The 16,619-nt window shown below is 47.2% G+C and carries 14 protein-coding genes; 11 read left to right on the top strand and 3 right to left on the bottom strand.

Annotated elements, in window-relative coordinates:
* Positions 1–4: 4 nt before the first annotated feature.
* Positions 5–2,428, bottom strand: coding sequence for a glycoside hydrolase family 3 N-terminal domain-containing protein (locus GWR21_RS17330; protein ID WP_162332965.1), 2,424 nt, complete (start codon positions 2,426–2,428; stop codon positions 5–7).
* Positions 2,429–2,795: 367 nt separating this feature from the next.
* Here GWR21_RS17330 and GWR21_RS17325 point away from each other — a divergent pair, with 367 nt between their 5' ends.
* The 5 genes from GWR21_RS17325 to GWR21_RS17305 all read left to right on the top strand — a co-directional run bounded on the left by GWR21_RS17325 (position 2,796) and on the right by GWR21_RS17305 (position 7,124).
* Complete coding sequence (locus GWR21_RS17325) at positions 2,796–3,461, top strand: isochorismatase family protein (RefSeq protein WP_162332964.1); 666 nt, start codon at positions 2,796–2,798, stop codon at positions 3,459–3,461.
* Positions 3,462–3,635: 174 nt separating this feature from the next.
* Positions 3,636–5,534, top strand: coding sequence for an amidohydrolase (locus GWR21_RS17320; protein ID WP_162332963.1), 1,899 nt, complete (start codon positions 3,636–3,638; stop codon positions 5,532–5,534).
* A gap of 19 nt (positions 5,535–5,553) precedes the next feature.
* Positions 5,554–5,988 carry a DoxX family protein gene (locus GWR21_RS17315; protein WP_162332962.1) on the top strand — a complete coding sequence of 145 codons (435 nt, stop codon included), beginning with the start codon at positions 5,554–5,556 and terminating at the stop codon, positions 5,986–5,988.
* Between the two features lie 12 nt (positions 5,989–6,000).
* Positions 6,001–6,474, top strand: coding sequence for a Dps family protein (locus GWR21_RS17310; RefSeq protein WP_162332961.1), 474 nt, complete (start codon positions 6,001–6,003; stop codon positions 6,472–6,474).
* 5 nt (positions 6,475–6,479) lie between these two features.
* Positions 6,480–7,124: a YoaK family protein gene (locus GWR21_RS17305; RefSeq protein ID WP_162332960.1), complete on the top strand. Its 645-nt coding sequence runs from the start codon at positions 6,480–6,482 to the stop codon at positions 7,122–7,124.
* Positions 7,125–7,209: 85 nt separating this feature from the next.
* Here GWR21_RS17305 and GWR21_RS17300 read toward each other — a convergent pair whose 3' ends face one another.
* Positions 7,210–9,144 carry an SPFH domain-containing protein gene (locus GWR21_RS17300; RefSeq protein WP_162332959.1) on the bottom strand — a complete coding sequence of 645 codons (1,935 nt, stop codon included), beginning with the start codon at positions 9,142–9,144 and terminating at the stop codon, positions 7,210–7,212.
* Positions 9,145–9,670: 526 nt separating this feature from the next.
* Between GWR21_RS17300 and GWR21_RS17295 the strand changes: the two genes are divergently transcribed.
* Positions 9,671–10,894 (top strand): multiheme c-type cytochrome, encoded by a 1,224-nt coding sequence (locus tag GWR21_RS17295; protein WP_162332958.1) that lies wholly within the window; start codon positions 9,671–9,673, stop codon positions 10,892–10,894.
* On the opposite strand, the gene GWR21_RS17290 is transcribed toward GWR21_RS17295, so the two are convergent.
* Positions 10,887–11,459: a Crp/Fnr family transcriptional regulator gene (locus GWR21_RS17290; RefSeq protein WP_162332957.1), complete on the bottom strand. Its 573-nt coding sequence runs from the start codon at positions 11,457–11,459 to the stop codon at positions 10,887–10,889. The genes GWR21_RS17295 and GWR21_RS17290 overlap by 8 nt on opposite strands.
* 82 nt (positions 11,460–11,541) lie before the next feature.
* On the opposite strand from GWR21_RS17290, the gene GWR21_RS17285 reads away from it, so the two are divergent.
* The 5 genes from GWR21_RS17285 (at position 11,542) to GWR21_RS17265 (ending at position 16,552) form a co-directional block, all read left to right on the top strand.
* Positions 11,542–12,522 carry an NAD-dependent epimerase/dehydratase family protein gene (locus GWR21_RS17285; RefSeq protein ID WP_162332956.1) on the top strand — a complete coding sequence of 327 codons (981 nt, stop codon included), beginning with the start codon at positions 11,542–11,544 and terminating at the stop codon, positions 12,520–12,522.
* A gap of 347 nt (positions 12,523–12,869) precedes the next feature.
* Entirely contained in the window at positions 12,870–13,943 is a 1,074-nt protein-coding gene (locus GWR21_RS17280) for a sensor histidine kinase (protein ID WP_162332955.1), read from the top strand.
* A complete protein-coding gene (locus GWR21_RS17275) occupies positions 13,921–14,673 on the top strand; it encodes a LytR/AlgR family response regulator transcription factor (RefSeq protein ID WP_162332954.1) in 753 nt (250 codons plus the stop codon). Before GWR21_RS17280 ends, GWR21_RS17275 begins: the two co-directional genes overlap by 23 nt.
* 91 nt (positions 14,674–14,764) lie before the next feature.
* Positions 14,765–15,181, top strand: a complete 417-nt coding sequence (locus GWR21_RS17270; protein ID WP_162332953.1) for an organic hydroperoxide resistance protein — start codon at positions 14,765–14,767, stop codon at positions 15,179–15,181.
* 156 nt (positions 15,182–15,337) lie between these two features.
* Positions 15,338–16,552, top strand: coding sequence for a hypothetical protein (locus GWR21_RS17265; protein WP_162332952.1), 1,215 nt, complete (start codon positions 15,338–15,340; stop codon positions 16,550–16,552).
* The last annotated feature ends 67 nt before the right edge of the window (positions 16,553–16,619 follow it).

Raw genomic sequence — 16,619 nt, 5'->3', positions numbered from 1 at the left:
CAGATTAATATTTACATACTATCTCTTGTTTTACCTCGAACTTTCCATTCAGGCGGATGTCTTCAGAGGAAGCCCCTACCATCAGGGAGAATGTACCTGGTTCTACGACCCATTTCATAGCGGTGTTCAGCAGTCTGAGATCATCAGCGAACAGCTCGAAGGTGATGGTCTTCTCCTCTCCTGCTGCCAGGTGTACGCGCTGGAATTTCTTCAGCTGTTTTACGGCTGTAACAACAGAGCTGGCATCATCGCGGAGATACAGCTGTGCCACTTCATCGCCTGCTACTGTACTGGTGTTTTTCAGTTTGAAGCTAACAGTTACTTTCAGGTTGCTGCCCGTTGCCTGTACATTTGACTGCAGATCTTTGTATTCAAAGGTTGAATAACTCAGGCCATGACCAAAGCTGTAGAGAGGTTTTGCGTCCATCTCAACATAGTCATGTCTTGCAGCGCTTTTGTAGTTATAGTAAACAGGCAACTGTCCTACCGATTTAGGGATGGATACCGGTAAACGGCCGGCAGGATTGTAATCGCCGAAGAGTACATCCGCGACTGCGTGGCCACCTTCCTGACCAGGATACCAGGCATTCACGATAGCCGGTATGTGCTGAGCGGCCCAGTTGATATTTAGCGGACGGCCTTCGATCAATACCAGTATAACTGGTTTGCCGGTTGCCGCGATGCTTTGCAGCAGGTTGGATTGTAAGCCCATCAGATCAAGGCTTACCCTGTCATAGCCTTCACCACTTTCCATGTCGCTGACAGCCACTTCTGAGGCTTTCACTTCCGCTGCACCTGTGCTCTGGAAGGTGGTCTCAAAGTCGCGTGCACTGGAACCACCGAGTACGATCACAACCGCATCTGCCTGTTGCGCGGCAGCTACTGCTTCGCTGATATTGGCATGTGCTGTATCACGGATCGCACAACCTTTCACATAGGTCACCTTTGTGTCAGGCGATACTTTTGCTTTGATGCCTTCCAGCACTGTTACTATTTTTTCTGCCGGCTGAGGAGCGGTATAGTCACCTAACTGATTGTAGATATTGTCTGCATTCGGCCCGATGACAGCCAGGTTCTTAATTGTCTTTTTCAGTGGCAGTAACCCATTCTCATTCTTCATCAGTACGATGGATGCTGTAGCTACACGTTTTGACAGTGCCGCGTTGGCCGCTGTCGCAACAGTTTTCTCTGCTACTGCCGGATCAACGTAAGGGTGCTCGAATAAGCCCATGGTGAACTTCAGTCTGAGCACATGTGCCACAGCCGTATCGATCGTTGCCATGGTCACTTTCTTATTGTTGAAAGCCTTGATCAATGCCTCGCCATATGCCTCACCACCCAGGTCTGCATCCAGCCCGGCGTTGATGGCCAGTGCTGCCGCTTCTTCCATCGTTGCGGCAACTTTATGTGTAGAACGTACGCCCGGAATACCGCCCAGGTCAGATACAGAGAAGCCTCTGAAGCCCCACTGTTTTACCAGCACATCTTTCAGCAGGAAGCTGTTGGAACTGCATGGTACGCCGTCAATCGAGTTATAGGAGGCCATGATAGACAGCGCACCCGCTTTTATAGCTGCCTGGAAAGGAGGCAGGTAGGACGAATACAGGTCACGCAGTCCGGTGAGCGCAATGCCCCCGTTATGACCACCTTCCGGCGAACCGTACGCCGTGAAATGTTTCAGGGTAGATATTACGTTGCTGCCGCTGCCAATGCCGGTACCCTGGAAACCTTTTACCATGGCAATACCCATCTGACTGATCAGATAAGGATCTTCACCATAGGTTTCTTCCAGTCTGGACCAGCGGGGCTCACGTACCAGGTCCAGTACCGGACCATAACCAATGTGTGCACCCTGTACACGGGCCTCTTTGGCAATGGCGCCAGCCATTTCCTGTATCAGCGCAGGGTCCCAGGTGCTGGCCTGACCGATGGAGGTAGAGAATACGGTAGTACCGATCGCCATGTGTCCATGAGGGCACTCCTCGGCTAGTAATAATGGAATTCCCAGGCGGGTATTTTCCATCATATACTTTTGCATGGCATTAGTGGCCATTGCCGCCTGTTTAGGCGATAAACCGGTCACTAACGTCTTTTTTGTCCAGGGGTCAGCCCTGAGTGTCGCCCAGAAACTACCAATATGCCTTTTGGCCATGACAGCTTTAAATGTCTCGCTTACGCCAACGGAATCGCCTTTTTTATCATACATCTCCCATCCCAGCAGGGTGCATAGCTGCCCTACTTTCTCTTCCAGCGTCATTCTTTTCAGCAAATCTTTTACCCTGGCGTCAACCGGAGCCGTTGGATTTTTGTAAATAATAGTGCTGGCGTTTGTCTTTTTGACCTGCCCGAAGGCCGTTGTGCCCAGTCCGAGCATTGCTATGCAAAGCAAGAAATAGCTGCGGGTACCGGTGAATTTTTTCATTTTCATTGGACCTGTTGATAAGATTCTATTATGTTGAGTTAATTGACAATCATTCAATTAATCAGCTTTGAGTAAAAATAACAAGTAGGGAGGGGAATTTCAGAATATTTTTCAATGTCGGGGTTTTCAAGCGGATAACCGGCTCATTTTCTATTTATTGCCGGATGAGCGAAAAAGCTCATACCAGCATCTCTCACAGGAGTAGCTCCCGTGTTTTATACCACACGAAAATGAGCTGAAAATAGCCGCAATTATGCTCCGATAATTTATACAACATTTGAAGGCATATGGCAATTGTCCCCCAGCTCATGCGTAGATAACTTTGATCCCATAATGCACCACATAGTAATTCACTCATTCTAAATTATATATCATGTCTATTGCGACTAAACACACGGGAAAAGAAGCTCAGCCATCACCAGCACTACTGACACCAGATAACCACACACTGGTATTGATTGATTATGAAGGTCAGATGGGTTTCGCTACTAAAAGCATTGATATCATTGAACTGCGCCAGAACATCGCACTGATCGCCGGTGGTTCTAAAATTTTTAATGTTTCTACTGTAGTTACCACTGTAGCAGAAGAAAGTTTTAGCGGACCCGTATTCATGGAACTGGAAGAAGCATATCCACAGGCTACTTCCGGTTATATCGACAGAACTTCCATGAATACATGGGAAGACATCAACGCTTACAGGGCTATCGTTGGTAAAGGAAAGAAAAAGATAGTACTGGGTGGTCTGTGGACAGGTGTATGTATTGTAGGTCCTGCGCTCTCTGCTATCGCTGAAGGCTATGAGGTGTATGTGATCACAGATGCATGTGGTGACGTTACTGCTGAAGCACACGAAAGAGCGGTACAGCGTATGATCCAGGCAGGTGCTATTCCTATTACCTCTGTACAGTATGTACTGGAGCTGCAGCGTGACTGGGCAAGAACTGAGACCTACGAACCAGTAACTACCCTGATGAAGAAACATTCAGGTGGTTATGGCATAGGTATCCACTATGCACATAACATGCTGAAACACTAATCGTACTTTTTATATGCTATACAGCAGGGATCAACTGCTGAAAATACAACAGGACAGGGGTTTAAGATCTGTGAAGGAGGTGTGTACGACGCACCTCCGCTTCACAGCATAATGGAGGATTGTCCTCTCCGGTTTCGCCACGTTGCATTAATACAGCCTTTCAAATACAAGCTCATGAAAGCGGATTTAATACTTTATAACGGGAATATTCATACAGTAGATCGTGATAATCCGACTGCAACAGCCGTTGCCATTAAAGATGGCAAGTTTGTAGCAGTGGGAGACGATAGCGCTGTGATGAAATATGCAGACGATAATACCAAAGTGATCGATCTGAAAAGAAAACGTACAATTCCTGGTATTAACGATTCTCATACACATCTGATCCGTGGTGGTCTGAATTATAACCTGGAACTGCGCTGGGATGGTGTGCCTTCACTCGCTGATGCGATGAGGATGCTGAAAGAGCAGGTGGCACGTACGCCCACGCCCCAATGGGTGCGTATCATCGGTGGATGGAGTGAATTCCAGTTTGCCGAAAGACGTATGCCTACGCTCGAAGAGATCAATGACGCTGCACCCGATACGCCGGTATTCATCATGCATCTGTACAATAGTGCATTGCTGAACAGGGCTGCGCTAAAAGCTGTAGGTTATACAAAAGATACGCCTGATCCTGTGGGGGGTAAGATCCAGCGTAATATCAGCGGAGAGCCAACCGGCCTGCTGCTGGCTTCCCCCAGTGCTGCTATACTCTACGCGACGCTGGCTAAAGGTCCTAAGCTGTCCTACGAATACCAGCTGAACTCTTCCCGTCATTACATGCGGGAAATGAACCGCCTGGGTATTACCAGTGTAATTGACGCAGGTGGTGGGTTTCAGAATTTTCCGGATGACTATAAAGTAATAGACGAGCTGCATAAAAATGGTGAGCTGACAGTACGTATCGCATACAACCTGTTCACACAACGCCCTAAGCATGAAGAGGAAGATTTTGATAGCTGGGTGAAGTCTGTAAAGCTGTATCAGGGAGACGATATGTATCGTCACAATGGTGCCGGTGAAATGCTGGTTTTCTCTGCCGCCGACTTTGAGTCATTTATGAACCCTCGTCCTGATCTTCCGGAAGTGATGGAAGAAGAGCTGGAAAGGGTTGTCAGACTGCTGGTGGCAAATCGCTGGCCTTTCCGTTTGCACGCTACCTATAACGAAAGTATCACCCGTTTCCTCAATGTCTTTGAGAAGGTGAACAGAGAGATCCCATTCGATGGTTTGCCATGGATATTCGACCATGCCGAAACAATTGATGAGAAGAATATAGAGCGTGTGAAAGTATTGGGTGGTGGTATTGCAGTACAAAGCAGGATGGCTTTTCAGGGAGAATATTTTACTGACAGATATGGCAAAATAGCAGCAGGACAAACACCACCGGTTAAGAAAATGCTGGACATGGAGGTGCCGGTGGGTGCCGGTACGGATGCTACCCGTGTATCGAGTTATAACCCATGGATAGGACTGTATTGGTTAAGTGCAGGTAAGACTGTCGGTGGACTGGAACTCTATAACGACGAACAACGTCTGAGCAGAGAGACCGCACTGGAGCTGTATACCAAAGGCAGTGCGTGGTTTTCTAATGAGCAACAGAAGAAAGGCGCCATTAAAACCGGTATGCTGGCGGATGTCACCGTACTTGACAGAGATTATTTCACGATCGAAGATGAAGAGATCAAATCTATCGAAGCCGCACTGACCATCGTAGATGGCCGTATCGTGTATGCAAAAGATGATTTCCAGCAATGGGGGCCGCCGCCTATTCCGGTGCTGCCTGACTGGTCTCCAACCGCTATCTACAACGGATATTATGCTCCTGCTGCTCATAAGCTGAGTGCCAAAGCTCCTGCTGGTAAGGCGAGTGCTGGTACTTCTGCTGATATTAGTGCCATGGTGCACCAATGTATCGGTAGTTGCGGTGTGCATGGTCATGATCATGACAAAGCACGTATGAGTGAGGTACCTGTGAATAACTATACCGCTTTCTGGGGAGCCCTGGGTTGCTCCTGTTTTGCTTTCTAATTTATAACAAGAGAAGAGAATGATCGGGATAATAAAGGAAGTACTGTACTCTGATGCAGGGAGTGAATTCAATAACTGGGTGTTGCTGGTATTCAGGATTTTACTGGCATTTGAATTATTCAGGGTGCATGGACTAAAAAAGTTCAGAGTGGAAAATGGTGAGCGTGAACACGTGCCCAATCCCCTGCACCTGCCTGATAAGCTGAATGGTTTGATGGCGACACTGGCAGATACCGTAGCGCCTTTTCTCGTGATGATCGGTATCGGTACCAGGCTCGTGGTACTACCTATTATCGGTGTAACTGCGATCGGCTATTTTGTTGTACATCGTCATGACAATGCGGAGGTGAGAGATGTACCCTATATGTACACGCTGTGTTTTCTTTTCCTCTTATGTATAGGGGCTGGTACCCTTTCAGCAGATCATTACATCTATTCAATATTAACACAATAAAACTATTTGCAGATGGAACCAAATATCGGCATTAAGAAAGAAAATCTTGCTTCAGTAGCTCATGAGATGATCAAAATACTGGCAGACGAATTTGTATTATACACCAAAACACGTAACGCTCACTGGAACGTGGAAGGTCCTGACTTTCACTCCAAACACGTATTCTTTGAAGCTCAGTATGAAGAGCTGGACGAGATCATGGATAGCGTGGCAGAACGTGTCCGTTCACTGGGGCACTACTCTCCCGCTACCCTGAAGGACTACCTGCAACTGACACACCTCACCGAGAAAAGCCGTGCTGCAAATGATGGCGCTGGCTTCATCGGCGAACTGCTCGCTGATCATGAAAGTATCATCATTCACCTGCGGGAGAACATTGACCGTTTTGCCAATGAATGGAATGATCAGGGTACCAGTGACTATATCACCGGCCTGATGGAAACACATGAGAAAATGGCGTGGATGTTAAGAGCTCATTTAAGATAATGGATATGGACGAGAAGAAAAATATAGCCTACGTCAGCATTATACTGGCTTTCACTGCCGGGTTCTGCGATGCGGCTACATTCACCGCTGCACAGGAATTATTCTCTGCGCATGTGACGGGTAACTTTGTGGTGTTTGCCTATGATCTTATCAGGGGCGCTGAAACACAATCCTGGCTGAAACTGCTATCCTTCCCGGTGTTCACGCTGGCTGTAATAGCCTCGGGTTATTATGCGCCTAAGCTAAAAAGCCCATATACCCTGTTATTTGTCGAAGGAGTGATCTTGTTGGTAACAGGCGGTCTGGATCTTGCCTTTGACCGACCAGGCACTACCTGGGCGGCTATCCTGCCCTACGTGATCGTACTGGCCATGGGTATACAGAATGCCTTCGGGCGTATGTATGCTACTGCTGCCTACGCACCGACTACCATGATGACCGGGAATGTGACCCAGCTCACACTGGATATAGCAAAGATACTCATGCCGGGTGTATGGAACAGTGACAAACGCCCCGCTTTCGGCAAGCAGATCATCATCATCGGAGGCTTCCTGGGAGGCTGTGTGGCTGGTGCATTTCTGGCAGCACATTTCGGGCTGTGGACAGTCGCCGTGCCGGGTCTGCTCCTGCTGTTGATCGCTTTTATTTAATGTTTCTTTTGGAAGATAAGTAAAGGGCTGTCCGCGATTAGCGGACAGCCCTTCTTGTATATATGAAAAATGGATGAAAGGGTTACTATTTGTTCTCAGATTTTTCTGCTTGCTCAGTTTTTTCGGCTTCCTGTTTGTTGGCAAGTTGTTCCAGTAGTTTCATGCCCAGCAGTCCGCCGATAGGACCATTAGTCGAATCTCCACCGCTGATGAGGATGTCAGGCATGATCTTGATATGCTGTTCACCGATGGCTTCCATCACCTTCAACTGCGTAAAGTTGTTACCACCCATCGCTTCTACCGCCAGTTTATAAGACTCCGCACTTGACTTACCGATCGCCAGGATCTTTTCTGCTTCCGCATTACCAGTCAGGGAGATCTTTTCTGCGTCAGCTTTCGCAGTTAACTCAGTTCTTTCGGCTTCAGCCTTTGCCAGTACACGTACTTTTTCCGCTTCACCATTCGCCAGTAACTTCATTCTGTCGGCTTCCGCATTCGCCTGGAGACGTACACTGTTTGCGTCACCCGTCGCTTTCTTTACAGAAGCATCGGCGATCCTTTCCGCGATGAGTACACCCTGGTCGGCCTTTACGATCTCTTTTTGGATATCTGCGATCGCTGTTTCTTTTTCCAGTACCTGTCTGGTTTCCTGTGCACGCATCTGTGTCTCGTAGGTTACTTTCTGCTCTTCCGCCAGTTTACGGTCGGTCAGTGTTTTCATCAGACTTTCGGGAGGAACAATGTCTCCTATAAGGGTGTCCACACCGAATACGTTGTATTGTTCCAGTACGCGTCCGATATGTGTTTTCGCAGACTCCTGCCGTTCCTTACGGCTCTTCAGGAAGTCGATCACCTCCGCATCCTGGGCCGAGTTACGGAAGTAGTTGCCGATCGTTGGTTCCAGTACCTGTGTAACGAGGTTGCTCATGTTGCCGAAACGGGCGATCACTTTAGGTGCCTCTGTTGATGGGATGTGTATGATCTGTGCAACATCCAGGTTGAAGGTAAAACCGTCCTTACTACGTACTGTAATGGTAGACAGATTTTTGTCCAGCTGGTGCGCTTCGCTGCGTGCGGAAGCCCAGTTCAGTACCAGGTTGGTCGTAGGGACATATTCCACTTTCATGATGTAGGTATTGATCGGATACTTACCTGGTCCGAGTGGCTCCGCCCACACACCCTTATGGTGTTTGGCCACGATGTTACCGTGTTTGAATTCAACGCCGCTCACGTCCACACCATCCTGACCTACGTAGGAGATAACAACACCCACATGGCTGATTGGAATCTCCGTCATCTGACGCATTTCTACCTTGGCAAACCATGGATTGAGGAAGTAAGAACCTGCGAGGATCACCTGCTCCTGTAACCCTTTGTATCCACCGTTACTCAGAAAGGCATCCGCATCCTGGAAGTTATTGTGGTCATGGATGATCTTACCCGCGATCTGACCAGCTTCAATAGCCTGTCCCTCCAGTGTGGTAACAATCGCTACCGTGTTATCCGGAACGGTGGTCATATCTGTGATCTCTACTTCAAAGAGGAAGGTATTCACACGATAGGAACCAGGCGTCATGATAGCTGTTTGACGACCTTTCTGACCACCATTTTTCAGGAAGGATTCCGCACTCTGGTAAGCGTCACAATCTACGCGGCGGGCCAGTACAGCCCCCGGATTCAGCGGAGCGCCATCCTTTGCCAGTACGAGACCGATCTTACCGGTAGGGATGATAGTGAACGACTGGAAAGTAACTTCATACTGCCAGATCCATTTCCAGAAATACATACCCGGCGCCAGTGTTTGCGCCTGGAAACCCGCTTCTCCTTCAGTAGCGAGGATACGTCCTTCGGGTAACTCCTGTTTACCCATCAGTACGAATTTTTTGGTGACAAGCCCGATCTTGTCTTCCGGTACGATCACGAGACCAAAGAAGACGCGCAGGATGAACTTGTAGAAAATAAGGCATAGCAATATCGGACCGATGATCATCAGCCATCCGACTAAACCAGATGTTTGCATAGTGGTGTTGTTAAGTGTTTATATGAGTATGTGTGTGAAAAGACAATAGGATGCCCCTTTCGCGTATGTATACAGATACGCGAACTGATTGTACGTTACCGTACAAACATGCATAGCAATGCTGGTTACAGTTGATGCCGTAATGCAGAATAGCGGTTGCTGACAGGAAGCGTTATTAAGACTTTCCGTCGTTCGTAAACTTAAATTCCGGGGGGAGAAGTGTTCAGAATGGTGAAGTGTAAGAAGTGCAGGTCAGCACATATAAATGAATCGGTGTCCATTGTAGATTGATTACCACACAAAGGTTATAACAATTTTCTGAATTGCAAAAATGATTTGGAATAATGACTATAAAACAGGGTGTCAAAATCCCCTGTTACGATGTGTAAATCACATCGTTAGGAGATGTGTATAACTTTCAGGAAAATTATTGTTCCAAATTAGTGTTTTCCATCAATTTCATGGGTACAAGCATTTAATGAAATAAATGTAACGAATTTATATCTTGCTACCAGATTCCTACGTTATGAGCAGACGCCAGTTTTATGTAACGGTATTGATTACATCCTGTATTTTTATTTTTTCTCAATGTTTCCGGAAGGCGCCGGAAAAGGTTAATACTGATGTCAGAGGCGAACAGTTTGCCGGCGCAGCCACCTGCATCAGTTGTCATAAACAGATCTATGATGCCTATGTGGCCACCGGACATTATAATACGTCTGCTCCGGCGTCCGAAAAAAGCATTAAAGGGCCGTTTACCGGCGATAATATATTTTCTTACAGCAATGGTACCCGTGTGGTAATGGAAGCCAGGGACAGTGGTCTTTTCCAGGCAGCTTACACCGATAGTACACTACAGGAAGTGCACCGTTTTGATATTACTATGGGATCAGGCAGAAAGGCACAGAGTTTTTTATACTGGCAGGCGGATCGCTATTTTCAGCTGCCTCTCTCCTACTTCGTACCTGCACATAGCTGGGCGAATAGCCCCGGTTTCCCACCTTCCTATCCCAAGTTCGACAGAATGATACCCAGTACCTGCTTCGGTTGCCATAGCTCGGCCGTCGGCATCAAAGAGGTCCATATGGAAGGCAGACGGTTATCGGAGTCGTTTGAGAAGAATCAGCTGGTATATGGTATTGACTGTGAACGTTGCCACGGACCAGCGGCGGACCATGTGGCGTTTCACAGGGAGCATCCGCAGGAGAAAACGGCCATGCACATGACCCGGGTGAAGATGTTGAAAAACCAGCAGCGACTGGATATGTGCGCACTCTGTCACTCGGGACTGGGTACACCACAGAAACCGGCTTTTGACTATAAACCGGGCGACGCCTTATCCGACTATTTTTTTCCTGACTTTACCCGCCCTACCCGTGCAGCTGATCTGGACGTGCATGGTAAGCAGTATCAGTTGTTCACTGCCAGTAGATGTTTTGTGAAAAGTGATGAGATGAATTGTTCTTCCTGTCATAATCCGCACAATAACGAGCGGGATCAGCTGGCGACATTTTCCCGGCGTTGTATGGCATGCCACCAGCCGGCAGGACCTGCCTTCTGTAAACTGAAATCCTTATCTGCCAGTGTGCTGGAAAAGAATTGTATTGACTGTCATATGCCGGTGTTGCCCTCCGGGAGTATTACGTTGCTGACTGATGGCCAGACCCGTGCTACACCCGATTCCATGCGTACCCACCTGATCACCGTATATCCGGAAGAAGTGAAGAAAATACTGGCGCGGTTCAAATAGTCTCTTCCGTATCTTTCAGTAATCTGTTCAGACTTCTGACAGAGATACCCATGTATTCCGCCAGGTCCTGTTTCGTGAAGGTGATCTGTTGCGACTCCAGTGCGTGCAGTAACTGGGGTAGTATCTCGGCCTGTGTATAGAGTTGCTGTCTGGCAGCTTTTTCTGAAATGCGGGTCACCCGGTTAACCAGTAGCTCCAGGATAGTATAGTTAAAGGCGGGCACTGTTTCCAGGAAATGTCTGAACTGCGTATTACTAAATACATAGACTGTCAGCGGAGTGATGGCTTCTACGCTGCAACCTGCTTTTGTATGCCGGATCGCTTCGATCTCGCCCAGCAGTTCTCCTTCCCCCAGAAAATCAAGTATATAGTCTTTTTCATTGTTTTCTGTAATGTAGCACTTGGTGACCCCTGACTTGATGATGTACACATTTTGCAGGGTCTGGTCCTGCATGATCAGTTTTTGTTTTGCATCGAGGTCGCGGAGGGTGATGGCGCCTTTAGTGTTGCCATTGGCTGACATTTCTTCCATCAAACGTAATAGCGCCAAATTTGTCTTGATCATAGCTGTAAATGGGACAAATGTCCCGAAAATTGAATTTACACCTTTTAATTTCGGTGATGAACAGTAAGATAATACTAAACATATGAAAGTTTTAGTGACCGGTAGCGCCGGCCATCTCGGTGAAGGCTTAGTCCGTACCCTGCAGGCGCGGAACTATGACGTGATAGGGGTAGATATCAAAGCGACCCCGTATACCACACATGTTGGTTCTGTTGCTGACAGAGACTTCGTAAAAGGTTGCTTCGGTGGTGTACAGGCCGTGGTACACACTGCCACCTTACATAAGCCACATGTAGCCACCCATAGCCGGCAGGATTTTGTAGATACCAATATCACTGGTACGCTGCACTTGCTCGAAGAAGCGGTTGCGAATGGTGTAGAAGCATTCGTGTTTACCAGTACAACCAGCACTTTCGGGGATGCTCTGGTGCCCCCGGCCGGAATGCCGGCAGCCTGGATCACAGAGGAGGTCGTACCTGTGCCGAAGAATATATATGGCGTGACGAAAACAGCCGCAGAAGATCTGTGTCAGCTCTTTTATCGTAATCACCGGCTGCCCTGCCTGGTGCTGCGGACTTCCCGTTTCTTCCCGGAAGCGGATGACAACCGTGTCAGAAGAAATTCATTTTCAGATGATAACCTGAAAGTAAATGAGTTCCTATGCAGGCGGGTAGAGCTGGAAGATGTGGTAGAAGCCCACATACTGGCTGTAAAGAAGGCAAAGACAATTGGTTTCGGGAAATATATCATCAGTGCTACTGCTCCTTTTTCTCAGAAACACCTGGGTGCCCTGCGCAATAATGCAACGGCCGTCATGCAGGAATTGATGCCTGCTTATGCCGCCGAATACCAGCGCAGGGGCTGGCGGATGTTTCATGAGATAGACCGGGTGTATGTGAACGATAAAGCACGTACAGAACTGGGCTGGCAGCCTACCTATGACTTTGCGTATATTATCGGGCAGCTGGCGGCGGGAAATGACTTCAGAAGTCAGCTGACGCATCAGGTAGGTCTTAAAGGCTATCATGAAGAGATATTTGAAGACGGACCTTATCCCGTTTAGAACGAAGAAGATTTTGAGGGTAATATTTCGGTGCCGGAATATTTAAGTTGGGTGTCCAATTTCGTCAGTTCAGTCAGATCGGGACCGCAGGTATGTGGTATTTGAACCAAATTGCCTGCATAACTTTAGAACGGAACCATCATGACTAAAAAAATTCATTACGTGTCCCAGCTGTATAAAATAGGTAAATTGCTGCAAATCGTTAAAGTAGTACTGTCTGTTTTATCATTAGGCACGTTGTATTTAATATGGGAGTTACTGACCAGACCGGCTCATCACCGTGTAAGTGTTGGTTAACAGCAGAAAGATAGGACAGCCTGATAAGCAGTTGAGTCCAATTCAAAATTATGGCTGCATCCAATTATAAATTCTTAAGATTATACGGTTATCCTATCTTTTGTTTGCTGACCAACCTGATCTTCTTCCTGATCAATCCATACGAGCGTACCTTCAATGCATGGAGACAGTTCACTGTGCTGGACTTCTTCATTAATAGCCTCATCTCACTGCTTTTCCCGCTGGCGGTGATAGAGACGGGCATATGGCTAAGCTATTTCCTGAATAGTCGCCTGCAATGGAAGCGGGGGATGAAAACCCGTTTCGCGGTACAGCTGATCGCACACATGTTTATTGTGCTGCTGATCGTTTACCTGTTCTTCCATATTCCCTTTCCTGACAAGTTTGCCTTTAACCAGTTATTATACCGGCAATCCTCTATTACCGGTATGATATTTTGTCTGGTGATCACGTCTATCTTTGCTGCGGAGTACCTGGTATTCCGGCTTAACAATGTGCGGATAGAAGCGGCCAAGCTCAATGAGCTGGCTGTACAAGCCCAGCTGGATGCACTAAAACTACAGTTAGATCCTCACTTTCTTTTTAATAACTTAAGTACACTTACTTCCCTGATAGAAGAGAATCAGTCACTGTCTGTCAATTATGTAGTGAAGCTCTCTTCTATCTACCGGTATATGATGGCCAACCGGACCCAGAATACGATTGCGGTAGCTGTAGAACTCGACTTTATAAAGAACGTACTTTTTCTTCACCAGACAAGGTATGGACAGGCTATACAGGTCAATATAAGAGCCGAAGTGGAACGTTCGTCCTGTGCTATTGCACCGCTGACATTACAGCTACTGATAGAAAACGCGATCAAGCATAACCAGTTTTCCACGGAGGCACCACTGATGATCGATATTTACATGCAGGAGGGTAAATGGCTGGTGGTGAGGAATAATAAGAAAGCGAAACGGACAAAGGAACCGGGTGCGCAACTGGGCCTGAAGAACATCACCCAGCGTTATCAGTTATTGTGTGGGAGTAAGCCTTTGATAGATGACGGAACAGACTACTTTGAAGTGAAGATACCATTGCTGAAAATAAACACGAAAGAAGATGCTGAGCATATTGATCATTGAAGACGAATTACCCAACGCAGCGCGGTTGAAGAAACTGTTACTGCAGATAGACAGAACCATTGAAATTGTAGGTGAGATACAAACGGTGGAAGCAGCGATCAACTGGTTGCAGGCGCATCCGCATCCGGACGTGATCTGCATGGATATCAAACTCACCGATGGATTAAGCTTTGAGATATTTGATCACGTCACCATCAAATCGCATGTGATATTCATTACAGCATATGATGAATATGCGCTGAAGGCATTTGAAGTGAATGGCATTGACTATTTACTGAAGCCACTGGATGAGGCGCAGCTGCAGAAAAGCATTACACGTATCAAAACACTCGTGAACCGCACTACCTCACCTGATTTGCTCGAAGTGATCCGTAGGATGCAACAGCGGGAAGATGTATACCGCACCCGCTTCCTCGTGTCTTACAGGGACATGTTTATTCCGGTGATGGTGCATAACATCGCCTATTTCTTTTCAGAGCATAAACTGGTGTATCTGGTGACCAGCGAGGGAGATCGTTATGCCATAGACCAGACGCTGGAAGAACTGGAACAGGAACTGCATCCAAAGGAGTTCTTCCGGGCCACCAGGCAATACATTGTATCGGCTGCGGCTATCCGTAAGATCCATCAGACATTTAACGGTAAGCTCCGGCTGGATCTTCATCCTCCGACGGAAGAGGTCCTGGTAAGCCGGGAGAAGTCCATCGCTTTAAGAAAATGGCTGAGCTGACGGCCATATTAAAAATTAACGGATCATTATCATATAAGCGAAAGAGTTGGTCGGATAATTGTATAAACACTACCACATAAAATAAATAGCAATGGAAAAGTTATATACGACGAAGGCTACTGCCAATGGCGGCCGTAATGGACACGTGACATCAGCTGATGGTGCACTGGATGTGGATGTAAGGGTGCCAAAGGAAATGGGTGGCGGATCGGGCACTTATCTGAATCCCGAGACCTTATTTGCGGGTGGGTTTGCCGCGTGCTTCGATAGTGCGCTGAATCATATAGCCCGCCTGGAGAAAGTACAGACCGGCACTACGGCGGTAACAGCTGAGGTGAGCATCGGGAAAAATACAGAGGGCGGATTCGCCCTGGCAGTAGTCCTGGAAGTAGAGATCCCCGGTGTAGACAGGGCTACGGCCGAAGCACTTACCCAAAAAGCACATGCGGTTTGCCCGTATTCGAATGCAACAAGAGGGAATATCGATGTGCAGTTGATCGTAAAGTAAGCAGATACTATTATAAGAGATCCGGTAATAGGAAGTGTTTCCTGTTACCGGATTTTTTATATCCGGAATATTTTTCCTCGTCAGCCAATACATAATGACTTTGTTATATATTAGACCCCGCATAATCCCTGACACCTATACCTTTAAATACTAACTATGACAAGAGCAATTCTACTACTTTCTTTCAGCATCGCTGTAGCCACCACCTCTTTTGCTCAAACCGATTCCACTGTAGTGGACAAGATCAAACTGGAAAGGGACAGCCAGTTGAAGGACATGAACAACAAACTGAAACAGAATGAGGATGAGATTAAAAGCCTGAAAGCAGAACTGACGGGTATTAACACCAATGAAACTAAAAAGAAGCTCTCCGCAATGGAGAACCTGCAGGTAGCGCTGGACAGCAGGTTGGCTATCCTGGAAAAGACGCCTAAGGTAAGGGTAAGCCTGAACGGACAACTGGCTTTTACCGAGTTGCTGAGTATACAGCGTGACGTACAGCCGGCGGACCTGTTTCTGACCTCACAGCAATTCTTTTCACAGCTGGGTAACATCAGCAATATTCAACAATACAAGGACTTCAATGACTGGAAGTCTGAATACGATAAATGGTATTCGAAGAAAGGCGGTGGCGAACAAATGTTCGAGTTCCTGAACTCATCCCTGTCACTGGTGAGTAATGTGGCCAACAAGGTGCCTTTATATGGCTCTGTTGTACAAACCGTATCATCCGGAGTGAGTTCCCTGGTGATGACTTTCGGCAAGACTGACCGGGAACTGAAATCACTCACACCAGCGATGCTGAGAATACTCAACATTGCCAGCCAGTTTGAGCAGCAGAAATCAGTGATCGATCATGAGTGGGATGCTATTACCAATGAGCTGAATCAGCTGCAACTGGAAAACCAGGACCTGTTAAGCCAGCAGTTAGCTTATTATGGTCTGGATACTGCCAAATATCGTCGTGACTATTTCCTGGCTACTCTTGATTCCCGGAGAGAAGTCTATAAGAATGAATGCAGAATGGCAATCGCCAGGAAGATCGTAGCAATGGAAGGAGATAGCCTGACAAAAGGTAAATGGCAGGGGCAGATAGAGACGTTCATGTATAAAGTACAGTCGCTGCGTATGCGGTTCGGACAACTGACAGCCAGAATGATGATCAATATCAACCGTTACAGTGAGCTGATTGGTGATTATTCTGATAGCTCTAAGTTCCCGCCGGCATTCACCGCAAAGGTGGCAGAGTTAAACAGGACGCTTGACCTGGTGAAGGATAAGTTCGGAAAGTCTTTTAATCCGGCGAAGTATATCGAAGACTCTGCTGTAATGTACATAGAGAGCAACGCCTCAGGAGATGTAGGTATATAAACAGCACCACAGGCTAATGATATATGAAAAGGGAATAATCAGGCTGGATTTCAACCTGATTATTCCC

Origin of the sequence: Chitinophaga agri (assembly GCF_010093065.1) — a bacterium.
GTDB lineage: Bacteria > Bacteroidota > Bacteroidia > Chitinophagales > Chitinophagaceae > Chitinophaga > Chitinophaga agri.
Note: the sequence above shows the minus strand (reverse complement) of the source record. Positions and strands in the feature narration are given on the sequence as shown.

Bases quoted from the DNA above. Each gene is read 5' to 3' on its own strand.
- GWR21_RS17295 (WP_162332958.1), top strand. From the start codon at position 9,671: ATGAGCAGACGCCAGTTTTATGTAACGGTATTGATTACATCCTGTATT.
- GWR21_RS17305 (WP_162332960.1), top strand. From the start codon at position 6,480: ATGGACGAGAAGAAAAATATAGCCTACGTCAGCATTATACTGGCTTTC.
- GWR21_RS17310 (WP_162332961.1), top strand. From the start codon at position 6,001: ATGGAACCAAATATCGGCATTAAGAAAGAAAATCTTGCTTCAGTAGCT.
- GWR21_RS17330 (WP_162332965.1), bottom strand. From the start codon at position 2,428: ATGAAAATGAAAAAATTCACCGGTACCCGCAGCTATTTCTTGCTTTGC.
- GWR21_RS17285 (WP_162332956.1), top strand. From the start codon at position 11,542: ATGAAAGTTTTAGTGACCGGTAGCGCCGGCCATCTCGGTGAAGGCTTA.
- GWR21_RS17280 (WP_162332955.1), top strand. From the start codon at position 12,870: ATGGCTGCATCCAATTATAAATTCTTAAGATTATACGGTTATCCTATC.
- GWR21_RS17325 (WP_162332964.1), top strand. From the start codon at position 2,796: ATGTCTATTGCGACTAAACACACGGGAAAAGAAGCTCAGCCATCACCA.
- GWR21_RS17315 (WP_162332962.1), top strand. From the start codon at position 5,554: ATGATCGGGATAATAAAGGAAGTACTGTACTCTGATGCAGGGAGTGAA.
- GWR21_RS17320 (WP_162332963.1), top strand. From the start codon at position 3,636: ATGAAAGCGGATTTAATACTTTATAACGGGAATATTCATACAGTAGAT.
- GWR21_RS17275 (WP_162332954.1), top strand. From the start codon at position 13,921: ATGCTGAGCATATTGATCATTGAAGACGAATTACCCAACGCAGCGCGG.
- GWR21_RS17270 (WP_162332953.1), top strand. From the start codon at position 14,765: ATGGAAAAGTTATATACGACGAAGGCTACTGCCAATGGCGGCCGTAAT.
- GWR21_RS17290 (WP_162332957.1), bottom strand. From the start codon at position 11,459: ATGATCAAGACAAATTTGGCGCTATTACGTTTGATGGAAGAAATGTCA.
- GWR21_RS17300 (WP_162332959.1), bottom strand. From the start codon at position 9,144: ATGCAAACATCTGGTTTAGTCGGATGGCTGATGATCATCGGTCCGATA.
- GWR21_RS17265 (WP_162332952.1), top strand. From the start codon at position 15,338: ATGACAAGAGCAATTCTACTACTTTCTTTCAGCATCGCTGTAGCCACC.